Here is a 19,304-nt window from a genome sequence, read left to right as displayed (position 1 = left end):
GAGCCGCTGCGTAATGCGCAGCGGCTCTTCTGTTTATGGGTGTTGCCACCCTAGTGTGTGAGTTATTTGCAGCTGGCTTTTGACCAACCAGACAACCGTTGCGCCACCCGGTGCATCTGGTTGATATGCAAGTAGTAGCCGACGTCCCCATCCCTGCTGACGAAGCCGTCAAACCCAAGCGGCTGGATCCGTTCCTGAGCCAGAAGCTGCGATTTTGGTCGTTCGTGGCCATGCTCATGCTGGTGTACGTGCACGCCTACAACCTGCACCCGCGCTACCTGCACGCCGCCTCGGCAGTAGAGGAGCCGCTGACGGTGGGCGCGTACCTGCAGTATTTTCTGGCCAATGGGCTGTTTCGGTTCCGCATCCCGATTCTGTTCGCCATTTCGGGCTACCTTTTTGCCTACCACGACTCCGGCACGCCGCACCGGGTGCGGGTGCAGCGCCGGGTGCGCACCTTGCTGGTGCCGTACTTGCTCTGGAGCTTTATCGGGCTAGCGGGCACCTGGGCCATGGAGCAGTTCCCGGCCACGCGGCAGCTGGTGCAGGATGCAGCCCTAAGCAGTTTCGGGCCCGACAACCCCTTTGTGAGCGGCTACACGCCGGGGCAATTGCTGCTGCGGTGGCTGTTGGTGCCGGTGCCCTTCCAGTTTTGGTTTTTGATGAGCCTGCTGATTTACAACCTGGCTTATCCGTGGTTGCGCAAGGCCGTCGACCGGGCGCCGGCGGTTTACTTCGGCGTTACGGGGCTGCTGTGGCTGCTAGGCATCGATATTCAGCCGTTTATCGGGGGCACGGGCCTGCTGTTCTTTGCCCTGGGCGTGTGGCTGCACCGCCGCAGCATCGACGTGCTCCGGCCCCCTCGCTGGTTCCCGGTGCTACCCATGGCCATGCTTTGGCTGGTGGTGGTGCTGCTGAAAAGCTACGCGGCTTTTCACTATCAGTACCCACCCTTCTTGCCCATGCTGCTGCTGCACAAAGCGGCCGAGGCGTTGGGCATCGGCGTAATGTGGTTTGGCTCCGATGCGGTGGTGCGCGCCGCCATGCGCCAGCGCTGGTTTGCGTGGGTAGTGGGCTTCTCGTTCATGATTTATGCGCTGCACGTGCCCTTGGTGAACTACGCAACCGAGTGGGCGCTGCGCGTCTGGCCGGGCCAGAATACGCTGGTGTTTGTGCTGCTGCCGCTGCTGATTGCCGGTTTGGCCGTGCTGCTAGGTGCGATTATGCGCAAGCTGGTGCCCGGCGTGTATAGTTTGCTGACCGGCGGGCGTGGCATGTAGCGCAGACTTTGGCTACGCCGACCCCCGGTTGTTTTCCGCATCCCCGGCTAGTAACATCAAATGTTGCGTGTAGCGCGGGCTGCGTGGTGTCGGGTGGGCTTCAGCCCGCGTTTGCCAGAACGAAACCGTTGCGGTGTTTGCCGTTCAACGACACAGTTCTGGCAAACGTGGGCCAAAGCCCACGCTACATTTTACCTAGGTCCGACAACAGAAATTACTATTCGGGGACGCCAACTGCAAAGTCCGCGCTACTGGTGAACGTTCGGAGTAGGAAAAGGCGTTGGCTCCTGCGTACCTTTGCGCTCCAATTTTCGCCGCGGGCGAAAGCGAGGCAATTTGTTCAGGATTAGGTGCTTGCTGCCAGGCAGCGCCGTTCAACGATACGCGAAGTGAAACTTCGCGCTACTTGCATGAAAGTAAAAGGCAATCGGGCCAATAAGGTAAACGTCATCACGCTGGGCTGCTCCAAGAACCTGGTGGACTCGGAAGTGCTGATGGGCCAGCTGCGCGGCAACGGCTATGACGTAACGCACGAGTCGACGAAAAACGAGGCGGGCATCGTCATCATCAACACCTGCGGCTTCATCGACAACGCCAAGCAGGAGAGCATCGACACCATTCTGCAGTACGCCGACGCCAAAGAGGCCGGCAAGGTGGAAAAGGTGTACGTAACGGGCTGCCTCTCGCAGCGCTACAAGGACCAATTGGAGGTGGAGATTCCGCAGGTGGATGCCTACTTCGGTACCCTGGAGCTGCCGCAGCTGCTGAAAACCCTGAATGCCGACTACAAGCACGAGCTGGTGGGCGAGCGTTTGCTGACCACACCCCGGCACTACGCCTACTTCAAGATTGCCGAGGGCTGCAACCGCCCGTGCTCGTTCTGCGCCATTCCGCTGATGCGCGGCAAGCACGTGGATAAGCCCATGGAGGACCTCGTAACCGAGGCCACCAAGCTGGCCAACATGGGCACCAAGGAGCTGATCCTGATTGCGCAGGACCTCACGTACTACGGCCTCGACAAATACGGCGAGCGGAAGCTGGCCGAGCTGGTGCGCCGCCTGAGCGACGTGAACGGCATCGACTGGATTCGCCTGCAGTACGCCTACCCCTCGCAGTTCCCGATGGAGGTGCTCGACGTGATGCAGGAGCGCGAGAACGTGTGCAAGTACCTCGACATGCCCTTGCAGCACATCAGCGACAACATGCTGAAAACCATGCGCCGCGGCATCAGCAAGCGCCGCACCGTGGAGCTGGTCGATCAGATTCGGCAGCGCATGCCCGACATTGCCCTGCGCACCACGCTGATTGCCGGCCACCCCGGCGAAACGCAGCAAGACTTCGAGGAGCTGTACCAGTTTGTGGAGGACACCAAGTTTGAGCGCCTGGGCATCTTCACGTACTCGCACGAGGAGAATACCCACGCCTTCAGCCTGGAAGACAACGTGCCCGCCGAGGTGAAGCAAGAGCGTGCCGACGCCATCATGGAGCTGCAGCAGAGCATTTCGATGGACCTGAACGAGCAGAAAGTGGGCAACACCTACAAAGTGCTGTTCGACCGCAAGGAGAGCGGCTACTGGGTGGGCCGTACGCAGTACGACTCGCCCGAGGTCGACAACGAGGTGCTGGTGCCCGCCACCAGCCAGTACGTGCGCCTAGGTGATTTTGCCGACGTGAAGATTACCGAGGCTTCGGACTTCGACCTGTACGGCGAAGTGGTAAGCAACTAAGCCCGGCAGCACCGAGCATGAAAAAGGCCGCGGCAGTACTGCCGCAGCCTTTTGTGTTCTGGAGGGTTGTTGGGGTGGGTGGTAGGGTAGGGCTAGTGCGATACGCGGCGCCGGTGCACGCCGCTCGTCCAGTACTGCCACATGCCAATAAAGGGCAGATAAGCCACCGACGACATCCAGCGGCGCCGTTCCCAGCGGCCCGGAAACTCGCCGCTGCGGATGTGCCACAGCGTAAACAGCCAAGGCAGGAGCACCACGGCTGCCAGCCAGTACCAAAGCGGGATAGACGACATCATAGCGGGCGGAATGGGTGTAGAGCAATCTACCAAATCAGCGTGAGAATTCCATGACGAAATAGACCGAAATAAAGTTGAGCTTGAACATTAATTTGTGGCCGCGGTTTTTTTGCGAACGTTGCAGCCGCAACGTCTACTCCGCCCATGCCCGTGCACTGTTTGCCCTACGCCGCCACCGGCGCGTTTAGCGCGTTTGTCGCTGATTACCTGAAGCAAGAGCCCAGGCTCCAGCCTTTTTATCACCGCTTCCCGACGCTGGAGGCTTTTGCCGAGCAGCTGGAGGAGAAGCGTGCGCAGTACCCGGCTGCTACCCGCGAGCGGCTACAACAAGCATTGCGCCGACAGCTGAGCGCCCTGCCCGAGCTGCACCCGGCCGTGCAAGCCAACCTAGGGCTGCTGGCGAAGGAAACCACCTTCACCGTTACCACCGGCCACCAGCTCAACCTGCTTACCGGGCCGCTGTACTTCATCTACAAAATTGCCACGGTGGTAAAGCTCTGCCGCCAGCTAAAGGAGCAGTACCCGCAGTACGATTTCGTGCCGGTGTACTGGATGGCTTCCGAAGACCACGACTTCGCCGAAATCAACCACCTGCACCTGTTCGGCAAAAAGCTGGAGTGGCAGGCCGAGCAAACCGGCGGGCCCGTGGGCCGCATGCCGCTGGCGGGCCTTACCGAGCAGGTGCTGGCGCAGTTGCCCGCCGAGGTGCCCGCGGCCTTCCGCGAAGCCTACGAGCAAAGCCAAACCCTGGCCGAAGCCACCCGCCGCCTCACGCACACCTTGTTTGGCCAGTACGGCCTGCTGAGCGTAGAGCCCGACGACGCCGAGCTAAAGCAAGTGCTGGCGCCGGTGCTGGCCGAGGAGCTGCGCACCCAGGCTGCCTACCAAGCGGTGCAAGCCACCGATGCCGCCCTAGAGGCTGCCGGCTACAAGCCGCAGGTGTATGCCCGCCCGCTCAACCTGTTTTACCTCACCAGCACGGGCAAGCGCGAGCGGCTGGAGCTGGAAGACGGCCACGTAGTGGTGCGCAACACCGATATCCGCTGGACGATTGACGAAGCCGTAGCGCACGCCGAAGCCGAGCCCGCGTGCTTCAGCCCCAACGTGGTGCTGCGCCCGCTTTACCAGGAGCTGCTGCTGCCCAACCTGTGCTACGTGGGCGGCGGCGCCGAAGTAGCCTACTGGCTGCAGCTGAAGGGAGTATTCGAGCACTACCAAGTGCCCATGCCCCTGGTGCTGCTGCGCAACTCGGCGCTGTACGTGGGCCGCACCCACCTGGGCAAGCTGCGCAAGCTGGGCCTCGGCACCAACGATTTGTTCCGCCCGCTGCCCGAGCTGAAAAAGCAGGTGGCGGTTTCCCTAGGTCAGGAGGAGGTGTCGTTGGCCGAGCAGCAGGAGCAGCTGGCCGCCGCCTTTGCCGCTGTGTCGGCCGTGGCGCAGCGCCTCGACCCCACGCTGGTGAGAACCGTAGCGGCCGAGCAGCAAAAGGTAACGGGCATTGTGGCCGGCCTCGAAAAGCGCCTGAGTAAAGCCGCCGAAGCCAAGCACGAAACCGCTTACAACCAGCTCAGCGGCCTCAAGGAAAAGCTCTTCCCAGGGGGCAGCCTGCAGGAGCGCCACGACAACGTGCTGAGCATTGTGGCGAACAACCCGGGCTTTATCGATCAGCTCGTCGAGGCGTTCGAGCCGCTGGCTTTGGAGTTTACCGTAATCGAAGAAGAATAACACCCGAAGCCAGCTGCCCACGCCGGCTACGCACAAAGCAACCTAGGGCGATGCCGGCCAAACCAGCAAAACCACGGCAAGCAGCCGCCAAACCGCCATGCTGAAAGCCGACCTCCGCCGCGACATGCTCGGGCGCCGCCGCGCCCTCCCGGAAGCCGAGCTGGCCGCGCGCAGCGCGCAGGTGGCCGCCCGGCTGTTTGCCGCCTTCGACCTAGGCGCCTGGCGCACGGTGCACGTGTTTCTGCCCATCGAGCGGCAGCACGAGCTGAACACCTGGCTTATCATCCGGCGGTTGTGGGCGGAGTTTCCGCAGGTGCAGGTGGTGGTGCCCGTGGTGCAAGCCGATGGCCAGCTAACGCACCGCCTGCTCGGCCCCGGTACCGCCTTGCAGCCCAACGCCTGGGGCATACCCGAGCCCCTAGGTGCGCCAGCCGTTGCGGCCGCTACCATCGATGCGGTGCTGCTGCCCTTACTGGCTTTCGATTTGCAAGGCCACCGCGTGGGCTACGGCAAAGGCTTCTACGACCGATTCTTGCAGGAGTGCCCTGGGGCGCAGCGCATCGGCCTGAGCCTGGAGCCGCCCGTGGAGCGCATTACCGATGCCTGGCCCGGCGACGTGCCCCTGCACGCCTGCGTGGCGCCGGAGCGCGTGTGGTGGTTTGAGGAGGCGCAGCACGCCGGCGAGTAGCGCCCCGAAGGCCTGGGTGTAATAAGCCAACGAAGCCCGGCGTTTTGGCAGGTGAAACCTCAACCAACACCTCCACCGCCATGGCCGACATCCAGCCCACCTCCGCCCCGAGCCGCAGCACCAAGCCCCGCGCCAAAAAGCAAGCCTTCCGCCTCGACATGACCCCGATGGTGGACCTCGCCTTTCTGCTGCTCACCTTCTTCATGCTCACCACCACGTTTGCCAAGCCCAACGTGATGCAGCTGACCATGCCCGTAACCGATGCGGATAGCGACACCGATGTGCCGGCCAGCCAAGCCCTCACGCTCATTTTGGGTAAGAACAGCCAGGTGCACTACTTCTTTGGGTTGAACACCGCTGAGGCACCCGCCGAGCTGCGCACCACCAACTTTGGCGCGGCTGGGGTTCGGCAAGTGCTGCTGCAGTTCAAGCAACGCAGCCCACAAGCCACCGTGCTCATCAAAACCAGCCCCGATGCCAGGTACTGCGACGTGGTGGATGTGCTCGACGAGATGAGCATCACCAACCAAAAGAAGTACGCTTTGGTGGACCTGGACAAAGCCGACCGCCAGCTACTCGCCCTGAACACGCGGTAGCCAACTCCCCACAAACCAGCAGAGCGCCCCAGTTACGGGCGCTCTGCTGGTTTAGGAGCTATTTCGACGCGGGTAATGCGCGACTGGTCCCACGGAGCCACGCTCACGTGCACCAGCAGCGGCTGCCGACCGGCGCGGCGTTCCAGCTTGCGGCCTTCGCCTTCGGGCACGTAGTAGCGCTCCAGGCCGTAGCGCAGTTGCAGGCCTTGGCGCCACACGTTCACAATCCAGCCGCGCAGGGCCACATGGTCGGCGGGCAACGAGGCGGGCTCGGCGGGGTACACCGCTACGGCCTCGTAGTAGCCGGCGGGGGTGGGGCGCAGCTCCACGTACACGGGACGGTGCCGGCGCGGAGCCTCCGAGCCACGCCACAGCGGCCGCGGCAACTGGCTTACGTCGTAGTTCAGGGTAACGTAGTCGCCGTACAGCAAGTCTCGCGGGTCGACGGGCGACGTGCGCAGCACCACCGCCCGGCCGTAGCTGCTGATGGCCGAGCCTGCCCCGGCCACCAGCAAGAGAAACAGCACCTGCGCGGCCACGGCCAAGGCTACCCAGCGGCGGCGCTTATCGGCCGCTCCCGACAAGAAGAGCGTAGGCAACAGCTTCATCGTTGGGGCGTGGGTTGGTTGGAGGGCGGAATAGAACGAGCCCGGCGGCGCAAGTACCAGCTCAGGCCCAGCAGCAACAAGCCCCCGAGCAGGAAGAACAACGACTTATCCATGAACTCCCACGTCAGCTTAAAATAAGCTACCATGGTAGTGAGGATGAACAGCGCCGTGCCCAGGTTTACGCGGTCTGCAGCTTGTTCCTGAAAGCCGCGGTACAGCACCGAGCCGGTGTAAGCATACAGCACCACCAGCGCCGCCACGGCCAGCGGCAACCCGCCGGGGAAGTAGTAGCCTGGCAACAGCAGCAACCAATCGGCGGCGCTGCTCAGGTGCCCGCGCGCGTGCTTGCCCGCTACCGACAGGCCAAACACCAGCAGCAGCGCCCCCACAAAGCCCACAAAGTGCGGCCGCAGCTGATCGGTGTAGCTGCCGGCTTCGCCAAACATACCTAGGCCGAGCATAAAGAGGAAAGCGGCCACCAAGGGCGGGGCTTGCAGGGCGCGGGCCGCAGGGCGGTTGGGCTGCCAATCGCCGGCGGCGTACACCAGCATGGCCGGCACAAAAAACCACGTGATTTTGATGTGCAAGTGGTTAATCAGCAACGCCGATTGCCACAGCAGGCCCGTGGCCAGAATGGCTCCGCAAAGCGCGTCGGGCCGGCGCCACCAGTAGTAACCGAGGCCGCCGGCCATCAGCAGCGCGCTAGTGTAGCTGTAGCTGCTAAGGCTACCCACGCTGTAGCCTTGCGCCAGCACGCCAATGGCCACGGCCAGAATGAACAGGAAGTGGCTTTGGTAGATGAAGGTGAGCACCACGCCGGCCATTACCCACGCCAGCAGCCCCGTTACATCGTAGCCCACCAGCTGGTACATCTGGCTCGTGAGCACAATACCGGCCCCGAACAAAACCAGACCTAGGGCTACCAGGCCAATGCCCATCGAGCGGAAACCGCGGTGTAGGAAATGCTCGCCGCCTAGGTAAGCGCCCACCATCGAGCCGATAAGCAAGCCCAGGCGCAGCAGCTCGGGTAGGTCTTGCCAGTTGGCTGCCACCAGGCTCAAGGCGCTGAGGCTCACCAACAGGCTGCCCAACAAGGGCAACAAGCCAATGGCGCGCTGCTGCTCGGGGTATAGGGCCAGCAGGCGCTGGTGCTGCTCGGGGCTGATGATGCCCTGCTCAACCCAGTGCTGGCCTTCTATTTCGACGAATTTTCGACTCATAACTACCGCCAAATACGGAAGACGCGTGCAAAACGACAGTGCCGTTTTAGTGCAAGCTTCTTTGGTCTTGCTTAGCCATGCGGTAATCCCGTTTTAGCTCAGGGGTCTAAAAGAAACCGACGAGCTGCTGCAGCCGCTCACGGCTATCATACCGAAGTGCCCATTGTAGTTTCATTTGGCACTGGCAGAAGGCGGCGAGCGTTGAGCAGGTGAGAATTTTTACGGCTTGCGGGCCCGCGTCATTTCGCGTTTGCCGGGCGGGCCGGGCAGCGCCTCCACTTCCCAGCCAGCGGCTTTCAGGCTGCGCTTGAAGGCGCCCTTGGCGCAGTAGCTCACCAGCACACCGCCGCGCGCCGTAGCCGCGAATAGCTGCTCGAACACGGCCTGCGTCCACATATCGGGTTGCTTTTCGGGCGCAAAGGCATCGAAGTAAATGAGCTGGTAGTGGTTGGCGGGCAAGTGCGCCTGCTGCAGCGCCACGTGCAGCTTGCGCAGCTCAAAGTGCGGCGTCAGGTCGACGGGCGTGTTCCAGGGGGCGGCGTGCAGTTGGCGGTGCAGGTCTAGCAGCTCCGGGTTCAGCACGTAGCGCTCAATACCTAGGGCCTCCACGATGTCGGGCGGCAGCGGGAACGTCTCGACGGCATCGTAGTGAATGCGCACGCGGGCGGTGAGGCTGCGCTGCAGCGTAAGCAGGGCGTTGAGGCCGGTGCCCAAGCCCACTTCCAGAATGTGCTGGGGGCGGTCGGCGGTGAGCAGCAACGGCTCGAGGCCCGCCCGAATAAACACGTGCACCGACTCTTGCAGCGCACCGTGGGTCGAGTGGTAGTGCTCATCAAGCGCCGGCACGTACAAGGTGCTCGAGCCGTCGCCCGTTTGCCGTACTTCTACCTTTGTAACGTCGCTCATCGTTTGCGTTCAGTCTGATTACCTCGTACCAAATACCCAGTACCAACATATGGCCCGCGTAAAAGTAGCCTTGCCCGAGACGTTTTCCGTAACAGTGGAGCTGCCCGTGCGCATCACCGACCTGAATTACGGCGCCCACCTCGGCAACGATGCCCTCGTTAGCCTGCTGCACGAAGCCCGCGTGCAGTTTTTGCGGCACATGGAGCTGGCCGAGTACGACCCCGCCACCAAGCAGGGCATGATCATGTCGGATTTGGCTGTGGAGTACAAGGGCGAGGGCTTTTACGGCGACGTGCTGCGCGTGCAAATGGCCGCCACCGATCTGCACAAGTATGGCTTCGATGTGGTGTACCACATCCAAACCACCGAAGGCCGCGACATTGCCCGCGCCAAAACCGGCATGCTCTGCTTCGACTACAACACCCGCAAGCTGGCTTTGCTTCCCGAAGTAGCCGCTGCCCGCCTAGGTGCCCCGGCTGCCTAACGACCTAGGGCCCGCGTGCGTACAGCCTGCATGCTCCACCACCTCCGCTTTGCCGCCCCCTGGCTGGCCGGCGCGCTACTAGGCGCCTGCCAAACCAACCCCGATCAGCCCGAAACCACGGCCCCCAACCCGGCCAACCGCCCGCCCCAAACCGGCGGCGTGCCCGCGGCCGAGGTGCCGCCCGGCATGCCGCCGGCCGCTACCACGCCGCTGCCCGCCCGCCGCGCCCGCATGGAAGCCACGGCCGAGCACCGGTTTTCGTCGCAGCAGGCCAACGATGTGTTTGCGCTGCGCATCGTGGGCGATTCGCTGCTCACGGGGCAGGCGCAGTTCACCATCGTGTCGGCCCAGGGCGATACGCTCTGGCGCGAGCAGTTTCCGGTAACGGCGTTGCTCGATTACGGCTTGCTGAAGTACGGCCAGAACCCCACCACCGCCCAGCGCGAGGCCTACGTGCGCGAGCGGCTCGACGGCTTTTTTGCCCCGGAGCGCTTCCTGCAGCCCGCCGTAAAGCCCGGCACCGCCCCCGACCGCCACGCCAGCCAAGCAGTTTGGAAAGAAGTGCAGCAAACCGGCTTGCCCGGCTTCGCCTACAGCCTCTACGAGGAGGACGGCCGCCGGCTGGCCTACCTGCCCCGCCAGCACAAAGCCGTGGTGTACTACAACTGCTGCTAGCTTGAAGGGGCCGAGCACGCCTAGGTGAAGAAGGCTCAGGCAGATATGGCAGCGGCCCGCAACGGCAGTTTTGGGGTGGCGCAACTTGTACTACCTTTAAGGTCGCCGCCTGCTCACGCTTTGCCTGTTATGCCCCTGTCTTCTTTTTCGGCCTCCTTACGCATGCATGCGCAGCACCCGGTAGGCCAGGTGCAGCTGATGCCCGGCGAATACGTGCACCTAAGTTGGCAAGGTGTGCCCGCCAGCAGCGCCGAGGTGCGCGCCATCTACAACGAGGCGCTGGCCTTGCTGCGCCGCGAAGGGCTGCACAAAATCCTGACCGACCACCGCCTGATGCCGCGCCTGAGCGCCGCCGACCGCGACTGGCTCACGGCCACCTGGGCGCCGCAGGCCGTGGCTACGGCGGGCTACCGCTTTGCCGCCATTGTGCAGGCGCAGGATGTGTTCAACCGCCTGGCTACGGTGCAAATCGTGCACGAGCTGGCCGTGCCCCTTACCGTGCGCTACTTCGACGACGAAGCCACCGCCGACGCCTGGCTGCGGCAGCAACGCTGAGCCCCGCGCAAAAGGAACCTAAGCCGCTGTTTGGTTGTACCTTTGTGCTATGATCACGCTGCCCATCGTTACCAAACGCGACATCCGCAAACTCACCCTCGACGAGCTCAAGGCCTTTTTTGTTGAGCACGGCGAAAAGCCTTTCCGCGCCAAGCAGGTGATGGAGTGGCTGTGGCGCAACGTGGCGCACTCGTTCGCCGAGATGAACAACATCTCGCTGAGCACCCGCGAGTTGCTCGATGCGCACTTCAGCATCAACTCCGTTCAGATTCAGAAGCAGCAGCAAAGCACCGACGGCACCATCAAGTACGCTTTCCGGCTGCACGACGGGCACCTGGTAGAGGGCGTGCTCATCCCTAAGGACGACCGCATGACGGCGTGCATCTCGTCGCAGGTGGGCTGCTCGCTTACGTGTAAGTTTTGCGCCACCGGCTACATGGAGCGCAAGCGCAACCTCGATACGGCCGAAATCTTCGACCAGGTGGCCATTATTGCTCAGCAGGCCGAGGAACACTTCGGCAAGCCGCTCACCAACATCGTGTACATGGGCATGGGCGAGCCGCTGCTCAACTACGCCAACGTGCTCAAGAGTGTGGAGCGCATCACCGACAACAAGGAGGGCCTGGGCATGGCGGCTCGCCGCCTTACGGTGAGCACCGCCGGCATCTCCAAGATGATCAAGAAGCTGGCCGACGACGGTTTCAAGGCCAACCTGGCCCTCAGCCTGCACGCGCCCACCGATGAGAAGCGCAACGAAATCATGCCCATCAACGAGTCGAACTCGTTGCCGGTGCTGAAGGAGGCCTTGCAGCACTACCACCAGGTAACCGGCCGCATGGTAACCTACGAGTACATCGTGTTCGACAACTTCAACGACTCGATTGACGACGCCAAGGCCCTGCTCGAAATCACGAAGTGGATTCCCTGCAAGGTGAATCTGATCGAGTACAACCCCATTGCCCCGGCCGCCTTCCTCAACGCCCAGGAAGACCGCCTCGTGCCGTTTATGAAGTACCTCGCCGACCGCGGCGTGCAGGTAAACGTGCGCCGCTCGCGCGGCAAAGACATCGACGCCGCCTGCGGCCAGTTGGCCACCAAAGAAGGCCAGCCCGCCTAGGTGCCCCGCGGCGCCGCCAACGAAAAGGCCCGGTTCAGGTAGCTGAACCGGGCCTTTTCGTTTGAAGGATGCACGAGGCTTACTGCCCCATTTCGGCAATAAGCGGGGTGCATTTGGAGGCCATCAGGGAGCCGATTTTCATGCCGATTACTTTCAGCTTTTCGGTGTCGAAGAATACATCGGCACCGTAGAAGTCGCCGATTTCCTTGGCGTGGGCTTTGGCGGCGTGCAGAATGGCCTGCTGTACGGCCGTTTGGCGCGCTTCGGTGGTTTGCCCGGCCAGCGGCGTGGCGGCGTTCAGGCGGCCCAGCTCGGTGCAGGCATCGGCGGCCAGGGTTTCGATGAGGGGCCGCTCGGCCGCGCTGATGGCGAGCGAAGCTGCATCGACGGAACCGACGGCGTCGGCGGCGGCTTTGTTGCCGCTGAGGCGGGCAAACAGCAGCATGGCCACCGGGCAGTTGCCGGCCAGCTGAGCCCCCACGCGCTGGCCCACCTCGCGCATGGCGGTGTTCGGGTCCTGCTTGTTCTTCTTCAGGATTTTCTCCACTTCGGTGGCGCGGGCGCTCATCACCTTAAACATGGAGTTTTGCATCATGGTGGTAGCCTCTTCCTTGGTAAGCTCCGCCAGCGGCCGCGTTTTGTTTTCGCGCTCAAAATCCTGGCAAATGGCATCGGCCATTTCGCGCTCCAGCTGCTCGGTGGAGAGGCCCGCAGCCGTGTTGCTCGCTTTGGCCGATTTGCCCGCCTGCGCGAAGGAGAACATGGGTGCCCAAACAAGGGCAAATGCTAGTAAATAGCGCTTCATAGAAAAGGGATAAAAGCCAAAGGTAGCACGGCGCGTAGCCGGGTACGCCGGCCGGCCGGGCTTATTTCACTTTTCCGAAGCGGTAGGCGGCCTCGAGGTAGGCCGGAAAGATGGTGTTCAGCCCCGAGAGGTACAAAAAGCCGAGGCTGCCGCTCAGGCGTGCTGCCGCCATCCTAACGCCCGCCAAACCACCTAGGCCGCCGTCGAAAATGTACGTTTCGTTGACCAGGGAAATGCGGCGCGATATGCGCGCGGCGCCGCCTACCAGCACCACCGGGCTACTTTCTACCTCGCCCTCGGCAAACAGGTAGCCCAGGCCCAGGGTGGCGTTTTGGTCGGCGGTGCCGTAGGTGCCGGCGCCGTAGGCAATGCCGGCGCTCGAGCCGAAGCCGGTGACAAACAGCACGCCGGCGGCCAAATTCACCTTTTCGGTAACGGGCACGCCCACTTTCGGCGTGAGGGCCACGAGGCTCAGCTGCGTACCGGGCAACACCGGCACCAATGCCCCCACCGAAAAGTAGTCGGTAATGCCGTAGTTGGCCCCGATCAGGAAAATATTGACGTCTTGCACGTAACCCTCGCCCTTGCGCAGCATGCGGGCCGTGGGCGCAAAAAACAAGCGCGTGCCGTTGCCCACCGGGTCCCAGCCCCGCCGGGTTTGCTCCACCGTGAGCGGCTGCATGCTGCGGATATTGTCGCGCTGCACCGTAATGCGCCCTAGGTCGCGGGTGGTAAATTCGAGGGCAGCAGGGCGGCTGGCCGCCAGCGTGCCCACAAACGAGTTGCCCGAGCGCAGCTCCACCGAGTACATCGTGCCGATGGAGTCGGGCTGGGCGCCTTTGGCTTGGGGCACCGCCGTTTGGGCGGGCAACGCGACGGGCCGGGCCACGGCAGCGCGGGCAGCCTGCAGCTCCTCGGGGCCGATGATGCGTCGGCGGGTGTTGCCGTCGCGGAAGCGGGTGAGCAGCGTAACGGTGCTGTCGGGGCGCAGGGCGCGGTACAGCCGGCCTTCGGCAAGGCTGTCGGTGGAGTAGTAGGGGAAGAGGCCGTAGGTGGCTTTTTCCTGCGCGTCAATCACCTCGCCTACCACCGGGCTCAGAATAATGAGGCGAGCGGTATCGGCCGGGGTTTGGGCGTGGGCATCGGGCGCCACGATGCCCAGCACGAGCAAGGTGGCCACAAACAGTAAGGTTTGACGCATAGAGGAATAGCTATGCGTCAAACCTATTGGTTTTTAGACGAGAAATCAGCCTAAGCTCGACAAAATACTAGCTCCGGAAACGCCCCTCGGCGTGCGGGCGGCCGGTGTTTTGCTCTTCCTTGGTTTCGCCGGGCGGCACCTCGCGCACCTCAATGCGCACGGCGTGGGCTTTGGGCTGCACGTGCTGGCCGTAGCAATCGGCGTACTGCTGCGTGAACTCGGCGCCGAAAAAGATGATCAGCGAGGAATAGTAAATCCAGACGAGCAGGATGATGAGCGAACGAGCCGCCCCGAAGGCCGAGCCGGGGTCGGAGGTGGCGATGTAAAAGGTAATCAGGTACTTGCCGATGATGAACAGCAGGGCCGTGATGAAAGCGCCCGTCCACACGTCGCGCCAGCGGATGATGGCGTCGGGCAGAAAGCGGTAGATCAGGGCAAACAAAGCCGTGGTGATGCCCAGCGAGAGCAGCAAATCGATCAGGCGGATAAAGAACACGGCCACGCCCGGCAACAGCTGCTGGAGGTAATCGGTGAAGAAGCTGAGCACGGCGCTGACCACAAACGAAATCAGCAGCAACAAGGCCACGCTCAGGATCAGGCCAAACGAAAGCAAGCGCGCGTGAATAAACTCCCACAGGCCGTTGCGCGGCTTCACCTTCAGGTTCCAGATGCTGTTGAGGCTTTCCTGCAGCGTAACGAAAAACGTGGTGGCCGCAAAAATGAGCGTGCCCAAACCGATGGCCGCCGCCATGCCGCCTTTTTGCTGCTCATGAAAACTGCTGATGGACTCCTGGATGATTTTGGCGGCATCGGGGCTTACAAAACCGCTCAGCTGCTGCATCAGCTTGCCCTGTACGGCCTCTTCGCCGAAGAAATACCCAGCCGAGGCAATAACGATGAGCAGCAGCGGCGGAATGGAGAAGATGGCGTTGTAGGCCAGCGCACCGGCCAGGCGCAGGGAGTTGTTCTCCATGAACTGGGTGGCGGTGGCTTTGAACAGGCCGGGCAACGAGGATAGCTGAAACGAGGAGGTAGCCATAGGGGTCAGGGTCGCGTAATCGGGGAGGGGCCCGCGGCGGGGCCCTGCGCGGTACTACGGGGGCCTTTGGGCTTTCGTTGGCGCAGGCTAGCTGCGGCGCAGCTGCCAGCGCAGGTTTTGCACGGGCGCCTCGCGCAAGGCCTGGCTCAGCTCCTGGTCGTTTTTGAACTGCAGCTGCGTGAGCACCGAGGCCTCTACGCCCACCTCAAAGGCATCGGCCGCAAAAGGCCAGGGCTCCACGGTTACGGCCTCGTCGGCGGCAAGCTGGCGCACGTCGTAGCGCTGGCCGTCGGGCCCGCGGCTGATTTCGAGGGCGCGCTCCATCTCGGGCAGCTCCTGGCGGCAGAAAATCAGCGAAAACCGGTCGCACCACTGCATCAGGGCGTAGGCGCGCTCGGCGTCGGCCTTGGTCATTTTCAGCTCGCGCCGCCAGCGCTGCTGGCAGTGGCGCTGCTCGTCGAGAAACGCGTCGATTTCCTGCCTTTGGCCGCGCAGTTCCTCGTACAAAAAGCTCATGTGCATGCTGGTAAGCAGGCTGCGCCACCGCCCCTGAAACCGGGCCTGGTGCATGAGCTCGGTGGCTTGCTCCAGCGAAAATTCCTTGGTGGTGAAATCGGCGGGGGCGCCGGCGGGCGTAATGGCGTAGCGCCCGTCCCAGCGGCGCTGGCCGTCGTCGTGCTGCGTTACGGCGGCCAGCAGGCCCACCCATTGCTCGAGCGGCAGGAAAGCCGGCCATTGGTGCAGCAGTTGGGCCGCCAGCAGCGCATGGGCTTGCTGGTAAATGATTTGCCAGCCCTCGGAAGTGTAGTTTACGATCATATCAGCGCAGACTAAATGCCTGCGCTGTGGTACGGATAGAGGCGGTTAGGCGTTGAACGAAGTAGCGCGGGCTTCAGCCCGCGTCCGCCGGATAGTAATGTCCAATAGTTGACCTAGGGCCTGACGATTAGGAAATACTATCCGGGGACGCGGACTACAAAGTCCGCGCTACAGTCGTTCGGCTTACTTCGCTTCGGCGGCCAGCGGGGCCAGGTACTGCGGTTCCTCCTGCAGGTGCCGGAGCATGTCGGCCGTCATGGCACCTAGGTCGAACTGCGGCGTCCAGCCCCAGTCCTGGCGGGCGCGCGAGTCGTCGATGCTCTTGGGCCAGGAGTCGGCGATTTGCTGGCGCGAATCGGGCTGGTACGTTACCTCGAAGTTGGGCAGGTGCTGCTGAATGCTCTGCGTGATTTCGCGCGGCGAGAAGCTCATGGCTCCTAGGTTGTAGGAGGTCCGGATTTTGATTTGCTCGGCGGGGGCGTGCATCAAATCGAGCGTAGCCTTCAGGGCATCGGGCATGTACATCATGGGCAGGTAGGTATCCTCCTGCAAGAAGCACTGGTAGGGCAGGCCGTGCACGGCGTGGTGGTAAATGTCCACGGCGTAGTCGGTGGTGCCGCCGCCGGGCAGGCTCTTGTAGCCGATGAGGCCGGGGTAGCGCAGGCTGCGCACATCAAGGCCGTGCTTGCGGTAGTACCAGTCGAGCCACAGCTCGCCGGCCTGCTTGCTGATGCCGTAGATGGTGCCCGGGTCCATTACGGTGTATTGCGGGGTATTGTCGCGGGGGGTGTTGGGGCCGAACACGGCAATGCTCGAGGGCCAGTAAACGCGGCCCGTGCCGTGCTCCACGGCGGCATCGAGCACGTTGAAGAGGCCGTCCATGTTCAGCTCCCAGCCAAACTTGGGGTTCTTTTCGGCGGTAGCCGAGAGCAAGGCGGCCAGGTGGTACACTTGCTTGGGCTTGTAGCGCTGCATCACTTCGCCCAGGCCCGCTTTATCGAGCACATCGAGCTGCACAAACGGGCCGGCATCGGCCAGCTCGGGGTGTTTGGGCAGGCGCACGTCGGCGGCTACTACGTTGGAAGCGCCGTAAAGCTGGCGCAGTTCGTGGGTGAGTTCGAAACCCAGTTGTCCGCCGGCGCCAATTACCAGAATTGTGTCGCCTGTGCCGGTTGTGCTCATGCGTAAGAAGGAAAACGGGTGGGGAAAAGCAGATCAGCAGAAAAAGCCCGCAGGCCAGTACACAAAGATACCAACTTCGGGGGCCTCGGCGGTTGGGGTTGCCGCTTCTGTTGCAACCTCTCGGCCGGTGTAGGCCTCGTGGAGGTATGCAGCTGCAACAAATTTGTTATACGGCCGCGGCGCTTCTGTGTGCCAGCTGCGCCGCGGTGGCTCAGGCCCAACCCACGTACCGCAACCTCGTGATGGAGGGCGGCGGCATCAGGGGCATAGCCTACGGGGGCGCCCTGCAAGAGCTGGAGCATCAAGGCGTGCTGCGCAGCATCGAGCGGGTGGGCGGTACCTCGGCCGGAGCCATTCAGGCGGCGCTGCTGGCCGTGGGCTACTCGGCCGACGAGGTTGTTGAGGTGGTGAACCGCGCGCCCGTGCAGCGCCTCAACGACGGCCGCTTCATTTTCGTGGGGGGCAGCACGCGCCTGCTCCGGCAGTACGGCTGGTACCGCGGCGATGCCCTGGCGCGCTACCTGGCCGAGCTGGTGGCCCGCAAAACCGGCAACCCCAACCTTACCCTAGGTGAGCTGCACCAACTGGCCCGGCAGCAGCCCGGCCGCTTCCGCGACCTGTACACCACCGGCACCAACCTTACCACGCAGCGCGTGCAGGTGTTCAGCCACGAAACCCACCCCGGCATGCGCGTGGCCGATGCCGTGCGCATCAGCATGAGCATACCCATGTACTTCCGGGCGGTGTTGCTTGATGCGCAAGGGCATGTGCTGCAGGGCAAGCCGGCCAAAGGCCAGCCCGTGCAGGTGCTGGTAGATGGTGGGCTGTTGGCTAACTACCCCATCCGCCTGTTCGACTACCCCCGGTACTTGCCCCCCGACGTGGCCGCCACGCCCGATGCCCGCGGGCAGGTGTTCAATGCCGAAACCCTAGGTCTGCGCCTCGACCGTGCCGAGCAAATCCGGCTGGATACTACCGCCACCGGCCGCCAGCAACTCGCCGCCTACGACATTCACGACTTTCCGTCGTATGTGGGCGCGCTCTACAACGTGGCCATCGAAAACCTCAACCCAGCCCAGCCGCAGGACTGGCAGCGCACCATCAGCATCAGCACCGTGGGTTTTCAGCCGAAGATTAGGCGCGTGCCCGATGCGCAGAAGCAGCAACTCATGGAAAGCGGGCGGCAGGGCGTGCAGGCCTTTAGGCAACGCGCCCAGGTGCCGAAATAAAGCGGTTTAGCGCCTGCTTTGCTCGCGCCGAGCGCCTATGTATCCAGGTGTTGCCGGGCTGGCGGGTGTGGCTTACCTAGGGGCCCGCGAGCCGTTGGCAAATTCGTACACGGTTTGCAGTGTGCCGCGCCAGTAGGGACTTCGGCCTTCGGGCAGAAACCAGGCTACGTCGCCGCTTTGCGGCACCATCATGCCGGCCACGCGGATGTACTGCTGGTAGGTACCGCCCCAGGGCGTGGGCACGCCCTGCCCGTTTACATCGCGGAAGCGGGCGGGCGCGTAGCTGCGCACGATTTCGCCCTGCTCGCCAAAGCTAAACTGCAACGACACGGTGGTGGCGCCATCGGTGAGCGTGGCCAGGGCAGTATGCTCGTCGATGGCGCTCCACCGAACGCCTTGGCTGGGCAGCAGGGCGGTGGGGTACCACACCGCCTCGGCCAGGTAGCGCAGCAAGGCGCCCGAGTCGATATCGGGGCGGTTTACGGCATTTACCACGGGCACCACGCCGGCAAATTTGCCCTGCATGGCGCCGTGCCCGGCCACGTAGCTGTCGCGGATGCGCACGGGCAGCACCGGAGTCATGTAGATGCGCGCATCCCACACGAAGCCGGGCGGTGTTACGTGTACGTGGTGCGTGGCCGTAAACGGGCTCCAGCCGTTGCCCGCGTTAAACTCGCCGGTTTGGCTGGTGCGGGCGCTGCGAATGAGCGGCTGGCCGGGTGTCAGGGCAAACCGAAAATACCGGGCTACAGAAGCGGGCAAGGTGGCCAGTTCATCGGCCGAAAACACCTGCGGAACGGCATCGGGCGCCGGTGTCAGCAGGCGCTCCACTGTTCTTTCGGTAGCACGGTTCCAGAGCAGGGTGCCCACAGCCACCGCTACGGCGGTTGCGCCCACTAAGCCGCCGGCCGCAGCGGCGGTTTTCTTTGCCCAGCTTTTCATGATCAGCGAGTGGTTAGCAGTGTTGCGGGTTGAAGTAGTGAAGATCGGGCCTGGCGCTTACCAAAAAATGACTTTTGTTGCCTTTTGCGTGTTAAGCAAGCCGGATGCTTTGCGGGCGTCGCGTGCCCCGGTGGGCCGTGCGCGAGGCCATGACCTAGGGCCCGAGGCGTTCCTTATCTTTGGTGCCCGCACCGCAACACTGCATTTCTT

The 19,304-nt window shown here is 63.1% G+C and carries 20 protein-coding genes; 10 read left to right on the top strand and 10 right to left on the bottom strand.

Going from position 1 to position 19,304, the window contains the following annotated elements; translation table 11 throughout:
• The first annotated feature begins 110 nt into the window (after positions 1-110).
• Positions 111-1,280, top strand: a complete 1,170-nt coding sequence (locus OIS50_RS13705) for an acyltransferase family protein (RefSeq protein WP_264691202.1) — start codon at positions 111-113, stop codon at positions 1,278-1,280.
• 410 nt (positions 1,281-1,690) lie between these two features.
• The gene (gene rimO / locus OIS50_RS13700) at positions 1,691-3,007 is read left to right on the top strand and encodes a 30S ribosomal protein S12 methylthiotransferase RimO (RefSeq protein WP_264691201.1); all 1,317 of its coding nucleotides are present in this window, start codon (positions 1,691-1,693) and stop codon (positions 3,005-3,007) included.
• A 92-nt stretch (positions 3,008-3,099) separates the two neighbouring features.
• Here rimO and OIS50_RS13695 read toward each other — a convergent pair whose 3' ends face one another.
• The gene (locus OIS50_RS13695; RefSeq protein WP_264691200.1) at positions 3,100-3,303 is read right to left on the bottom strand and encodes a hypothetical protein; all 204 of its coding nucleotides are present in this window, start codon (positions 3,301-3,303) and stop codon (positions 3,100-3,102) included.
• 144 nt (positions 3,304-3,447) lie between these two features.
• Between OIS50_RS13695 and bshC the strand changes: the two genes are divergently transcribed.
• From bshC to OIS50_RS13680, 3 genes are all read left to right on the top strand, one after another.
• The gene (bshC, locus tag OIS50_RS13690; RefSeq protein WP_264691199.1) at positions 3,448-5,028 is read left to right on the top strand and encodes a bacillithiol biosynthesis cysteine-adding enzyme BshC; all 1,581 of its coding nucleotides are present in this window, start codon (positions 3,448-3,450) and stop codon (positions 5,026-5,028) included.
• 97 nt (positions 5,029-5,125) lie between these two features.
• Entirely contained in the window at positions 5,126-5,716 is a 591-nt protein-coding gene (locus OIS50_RS13685; RefSeq protein WP_264691198.1) for a 5-formyltetrahydrofolate cyclo-ligase, read from the top strand.
• A gap of 80 nt (positions 5,717-5,796) precedes the next feature.
• Positions 5,797-6,312 carry an ExbD/TolR family protein gene (locus OIS50_RS13680; protein ID WP_264691197.1) on the top strand — a complete coding sequence of 172 codons (516 nt, stop codon included), beginning with the start codon at positions 5,797-5,799 and terminating at the stop codon, positions 6,310-6,312.
• A gap of 32 nt (positions 6,313-6,344) precedes the next feature.
• Here the strand turns inward: OIS50_RS13680 and OIS50_RS13675 are convergent, their stop codons facing one another.
• The 3 genes from OIS50_RS13675 to mnmC2 all read right to left on the bottom strand — a co-directional run bounded on the left by OIS50_RS13675 (position 6,345) and on the right by mnmC2 (position 9,046).
• Positions 6,345-6,920, bottom strand: a complete 576-nt coding sequence (locus OIS50_RS13675; protein WP_264691196.1) for a GDYXXLXY domain-containing protein — start codon at positions 6,918-6,920, stop codon at positions 6,345-6,347.
• Positions 6,917-8,140: a DUF2157 domain-containing protein gene (locus OIS50_RS13670; RefSeq protein ID WP_264691195.1), complete on the bottom strand. Its 1,224-nt coding sequence runs from the start codon at positions 8,138-8,140 to the stop codon at positions 6,917-6,919. Before OIS50_RS13670 ends, OIS50_RS13675 begins: the two co-directional genes overlap by 4 nt.
• A gap of 219 nt (positions 8,141-8,359) precedes the next feature.
• Positions 8,360-9,046: a tRNA (5-methylaminomethyl-2-thiouridine)(34)-methyltransferase MnmC2 gene (gene mnmC2, locus OIS50_RS13665; protein ID WP_264691194.1), complete on the bottom strand. Its 687-nt coding sequence runs from the start codon at positions 9,044-9,046 to the stop codon at positions 8,360-8,362.
• Between the two features lie 49 nt (positions 9,047-9,095).
• On the opposite strand from mnmC2, the gene OIS50_RS13660 reads away from it, so the two are divergent.
• The 4 genes from OIS50_RS13660 to rlmN all read left to right on the top strand — a co-directional run bounded on the left by OIS50_RS13660 (position 9,096) and on the right by rlmN (position 11,877).
• Positions 9,096-9,530 carry a thioesterase family protein gene (locus OIS50_RS13660; RefSeq protein ID WP_264691193.1) on the top strand — a complete coding sequence of 145 codons (435 nt, stop codon included), beginning with the start codon at positions 9,096-9,098 and terminating at the stop codon, positions 9,528-9,530.
• 30 nt (positions 9,531-9,560) lie between these two features.
• Entirely contained in the window at positions 9,561-10,205 is a 645-nt protein-coding gene (locus OIS50_RS13655; protein ID WP_264691192.1) for a hypothetical protein, read from the top strand.
• Positions 10,206-10,334: 129 nt separating this feature from the next.
• Positions 10,335-10,760 (top strand): STAS/SEC14 domain-containing protein, encoded by a 426-nt coding sequence (locus tag OIS50_RS13650; protein WP_264691191.1) that lies wholly within the window; start codon positions 10,335-10,337, stop codon positions 10,758-10,760.
• Between the two features lie 49 nt (positions 10,761-10,809).
• Positions 10,810-11,877 (top strand): dual-specificity RNA methyltransferase RlmN, encoded by a 1,068-nt coding sequence (gene rlmN, locus OIS50_RS13645; RefSeq protein WP_264691190.1) that lies wholly within the window; start codon positions 10,810-10,812, stop codon positions 11,875-11,877.
• A gap of 79 nt (positions 11,878-11,956) precedes the next feature.
• Here the strand turns inward: rlmN and OIS50_RS13640 are convergent, their stop codons facing one another.
• The 5 genes from OIS50_RS13640 to OIS50_RS13620 form a co-directional block, all read right to left on the bottom strand.
• Complete coding sequence (locus OIS50_RS13640) at positions 11,957-12,682, bottom strand: hypothetical protein (protein WP_264691189.1); 726 nt, start codon at positions 12,680-12,682, stop codon at positions 11,957-11,959.
• 61 nt (positions 12,683-12,743) lie between these two features.
• Entirely contained in the window at positions 12,744-13,883 is a 1,140-nt protein-coding gene (locus OIS50_RS13635) for a hypothetical protein (RefSeq protein ID WP_264691188.1), read from the bottom strand.
• 67 nt (positions 13,884-13,950) lie between these two features.
• Complete coding sequence (locus OIS50_RS13630; protein ID WP_264691187.1) at positions 13,951-14,922, bottom strand: YihY/virulence factor BrkB family protein; 972 nt, start codon at positions 14,920-14,922, stop codon at positions 13,951-13,953.
• An 87-nt stretch (positions 14,923-15,009) separates the two neighbouring features.
• Positions 15,010-15,741 (bottom strand): DUF3891 family protein, encoded by a 732-nt coding sequence (locus OIS50_RS13625; protein WP_264691186.1) that lies wholly within the window; start codon positions 15,739-15,741, stop codon positions 15,010-15,012.
• Between the two features lie 183 nt (positions 15,742-15,924).
• On the bottom strand, positions 15,925-16,923 hold the full coding sequence (locus OIS50_RS13620) for an NAD-dependent epimerase/dehydratase family protein (protein ID WP_264691185.1): 999 nt from the start codon (positions 16,921-16,923) through the stop codon (positions 15,925-15,927).
• A 206-nt stretch (positions 16,924-17,129) separates the two neighbouring features.
• On the opposite strand from OIS50_RS13620, the gene OIS50_RS13615 reads away from it, so the two are divergent.
• Entirely contained in the window at positions 17,130-18,152 is a 1,023-nt protein-coding gene (locus tag OIS50_RS13615) for a patatin-like phospholipase family protein (protein WP_319805295.1), read from the top strand.
• Between the two features lie 72 nt (positions 18,153-18,224).
• Here the strand turns inward: OIS50_RS13615 and OIS50_RS13610 are convergent, their stop codons facing one another.
• A complete protein-coding gene (locus tag OIS50_RS13610; RefSeq protein ID WP_264691184.1) occupies positions 18,225-19,094 on the bottom strand; it encodes a DUF6920 family protein in 870 nt (289 codons plus the stop codon).
• Positions 19,095-19,304 lie beyond the last annotated feature (210 nt).

Source organism: Hymenobacter sp. YIM 151858-1 (assembly GCF_025979705.1).
Classification (GTDB): domain Bacteria; phylum Bacteroidota; class Bacteroidia; order Cytophagales; family Hymenobacteraceae; genus Solirubrum.
Note: the sequence above shows the minus strand (reverse complement) of the source record. Positions and strands in the feature narration are given on the sequence as shown.

Excerpts from the sequence above, each read along its gene's own strand:
- rimO (WP_264691201.1), top strand. The coding sequence starts at position 1,691 with ATGAAAGTAAAAGGCAATCGGGCCAATAAGGTAAACGTCATCACGCTG.
- OIS50_RS13695 (WP_264691200.1), bottom strand. The coding sequence starts at position 3,303 with ATGATGTCGTCTATCCCGCTTTGGTACTGGCTGGCAGCCGTGGTGCTC.
- bshC (WP_264691199.1), top strand. The coding sequence starts at position 3,448 with ATGCCCGTGCACTGTTTGCCCTACGCCGCCACCGGCGCGTTTAGCGCG.
- OIS50_RS13685 (WP_264691198.1), top strand. The coding sequence starts at position 5,126 with ATGCTGAAAGCCGACCTCCGCCGCGACATGCTCGGGCGCCGCCGCGCC.
- OIS50_RS13680 (WP_264691197.1), top strand. The coding sequence starts at position 5,797 with ATGGCCGACATCCAGCCCACCTCCGCCCCGAGCCGCAGCACCAAGCCC.
- OIS50_RS13675 (WP_264691196.1), bottom strand. The coding sequence starts at position 6,920 with ATGAAGCTGTTGCCTACGCTCTTCTTGTCGGGAGCGGCCGATAAGCGC.
- OIS50_RS13670 (WP_264691195.1), bottom strand. The coding sequence starts at position 8,140 with ATGAGTCGAAAATTCGTCGAAATAGAAGGCCAGCACTGGGTTGAGCAG.
- mnmC2 (WP_264691194.1), bottom strand. The coding sequence starts at position 9,046 with ATGAGCGACGTTACAAAGGTAGAAGTACGGCAAACGGGCGACGGCTCG.
- OIS50_RS13660 (WP_264691193.1), top strand. The coding sequence starts at position 9,096 with ATGGCCCGCGTAAAAGTAGCCTTGCCCGAGACGTTTTCCGTAACAGTG.
- OIS50_RS13655 (WP_264691192.1), top strand. The coding sequence starts at position 9,561 with ATGCTCCACCACCTCCGCTTTGCCGCCCCCTGGCTGGCCGGCGCGCTA.
- OIS50_RS13650 (WP_264691191.1), top strand. The coding sequence starts at position 10,335 with ATGCCCCTGTCTTCTTTTTCGGCCTCCTTACGCATGCATGCGCAGCAC.
- rlmN (WP_264691190.1), top strand. The coding sequence starts at position 10,810 with ATGATCACGCTGCCCATCGTTACCAAACGCGACATCCGCAAACTCACC.
- OIS50_RS13640 (WP_264691189.1), bottom strand. The coding sequence starts at position 12,682 with ATGAAGCGCTATTTACTAGCATTTGCCCTTGTTTGGGCACCCATGTTC.
- OIS50_RS13635 (WP_264691188.1), bottom strand. The coding sequence starts at position 13,883 with ATGCGTCAAACCTTACTGTTTGTGGCCACCTTGCTCGTGCTGGGCATC.
- OIS50_RS13630 (WP_264691187.1), bottom strand. The coding sequence starts at position 14,922 with ATGGCTACCTCCTCGTTTCAGCTATCCTCGTTGCCCGGCCTGTTCAAA.
- OIS50_RS13625 (WP_264691186.1), bottom strand. The coding sequence starts at position 15,741 with ATGATCGTAAACTACACTTCCGAGGGCTGGCAAATCATTTACCAGCAA.
- OIS50_RS13620 (WP_264691185.1), bottom strand. The coding sequence starts at position 16,923 with ATGAGCACAACCGGCACAGGCGACACAATTCTGGTAATTGGCGCCGGC.
- OIS50_RS13610 (WP_264691184.1), bottom strand. The coding sequence starts at position 19,094 with ATGAAAAGCTGGGCAAAGAAAACCGCCGCTGCGGCCGGCGGCTTAGTG.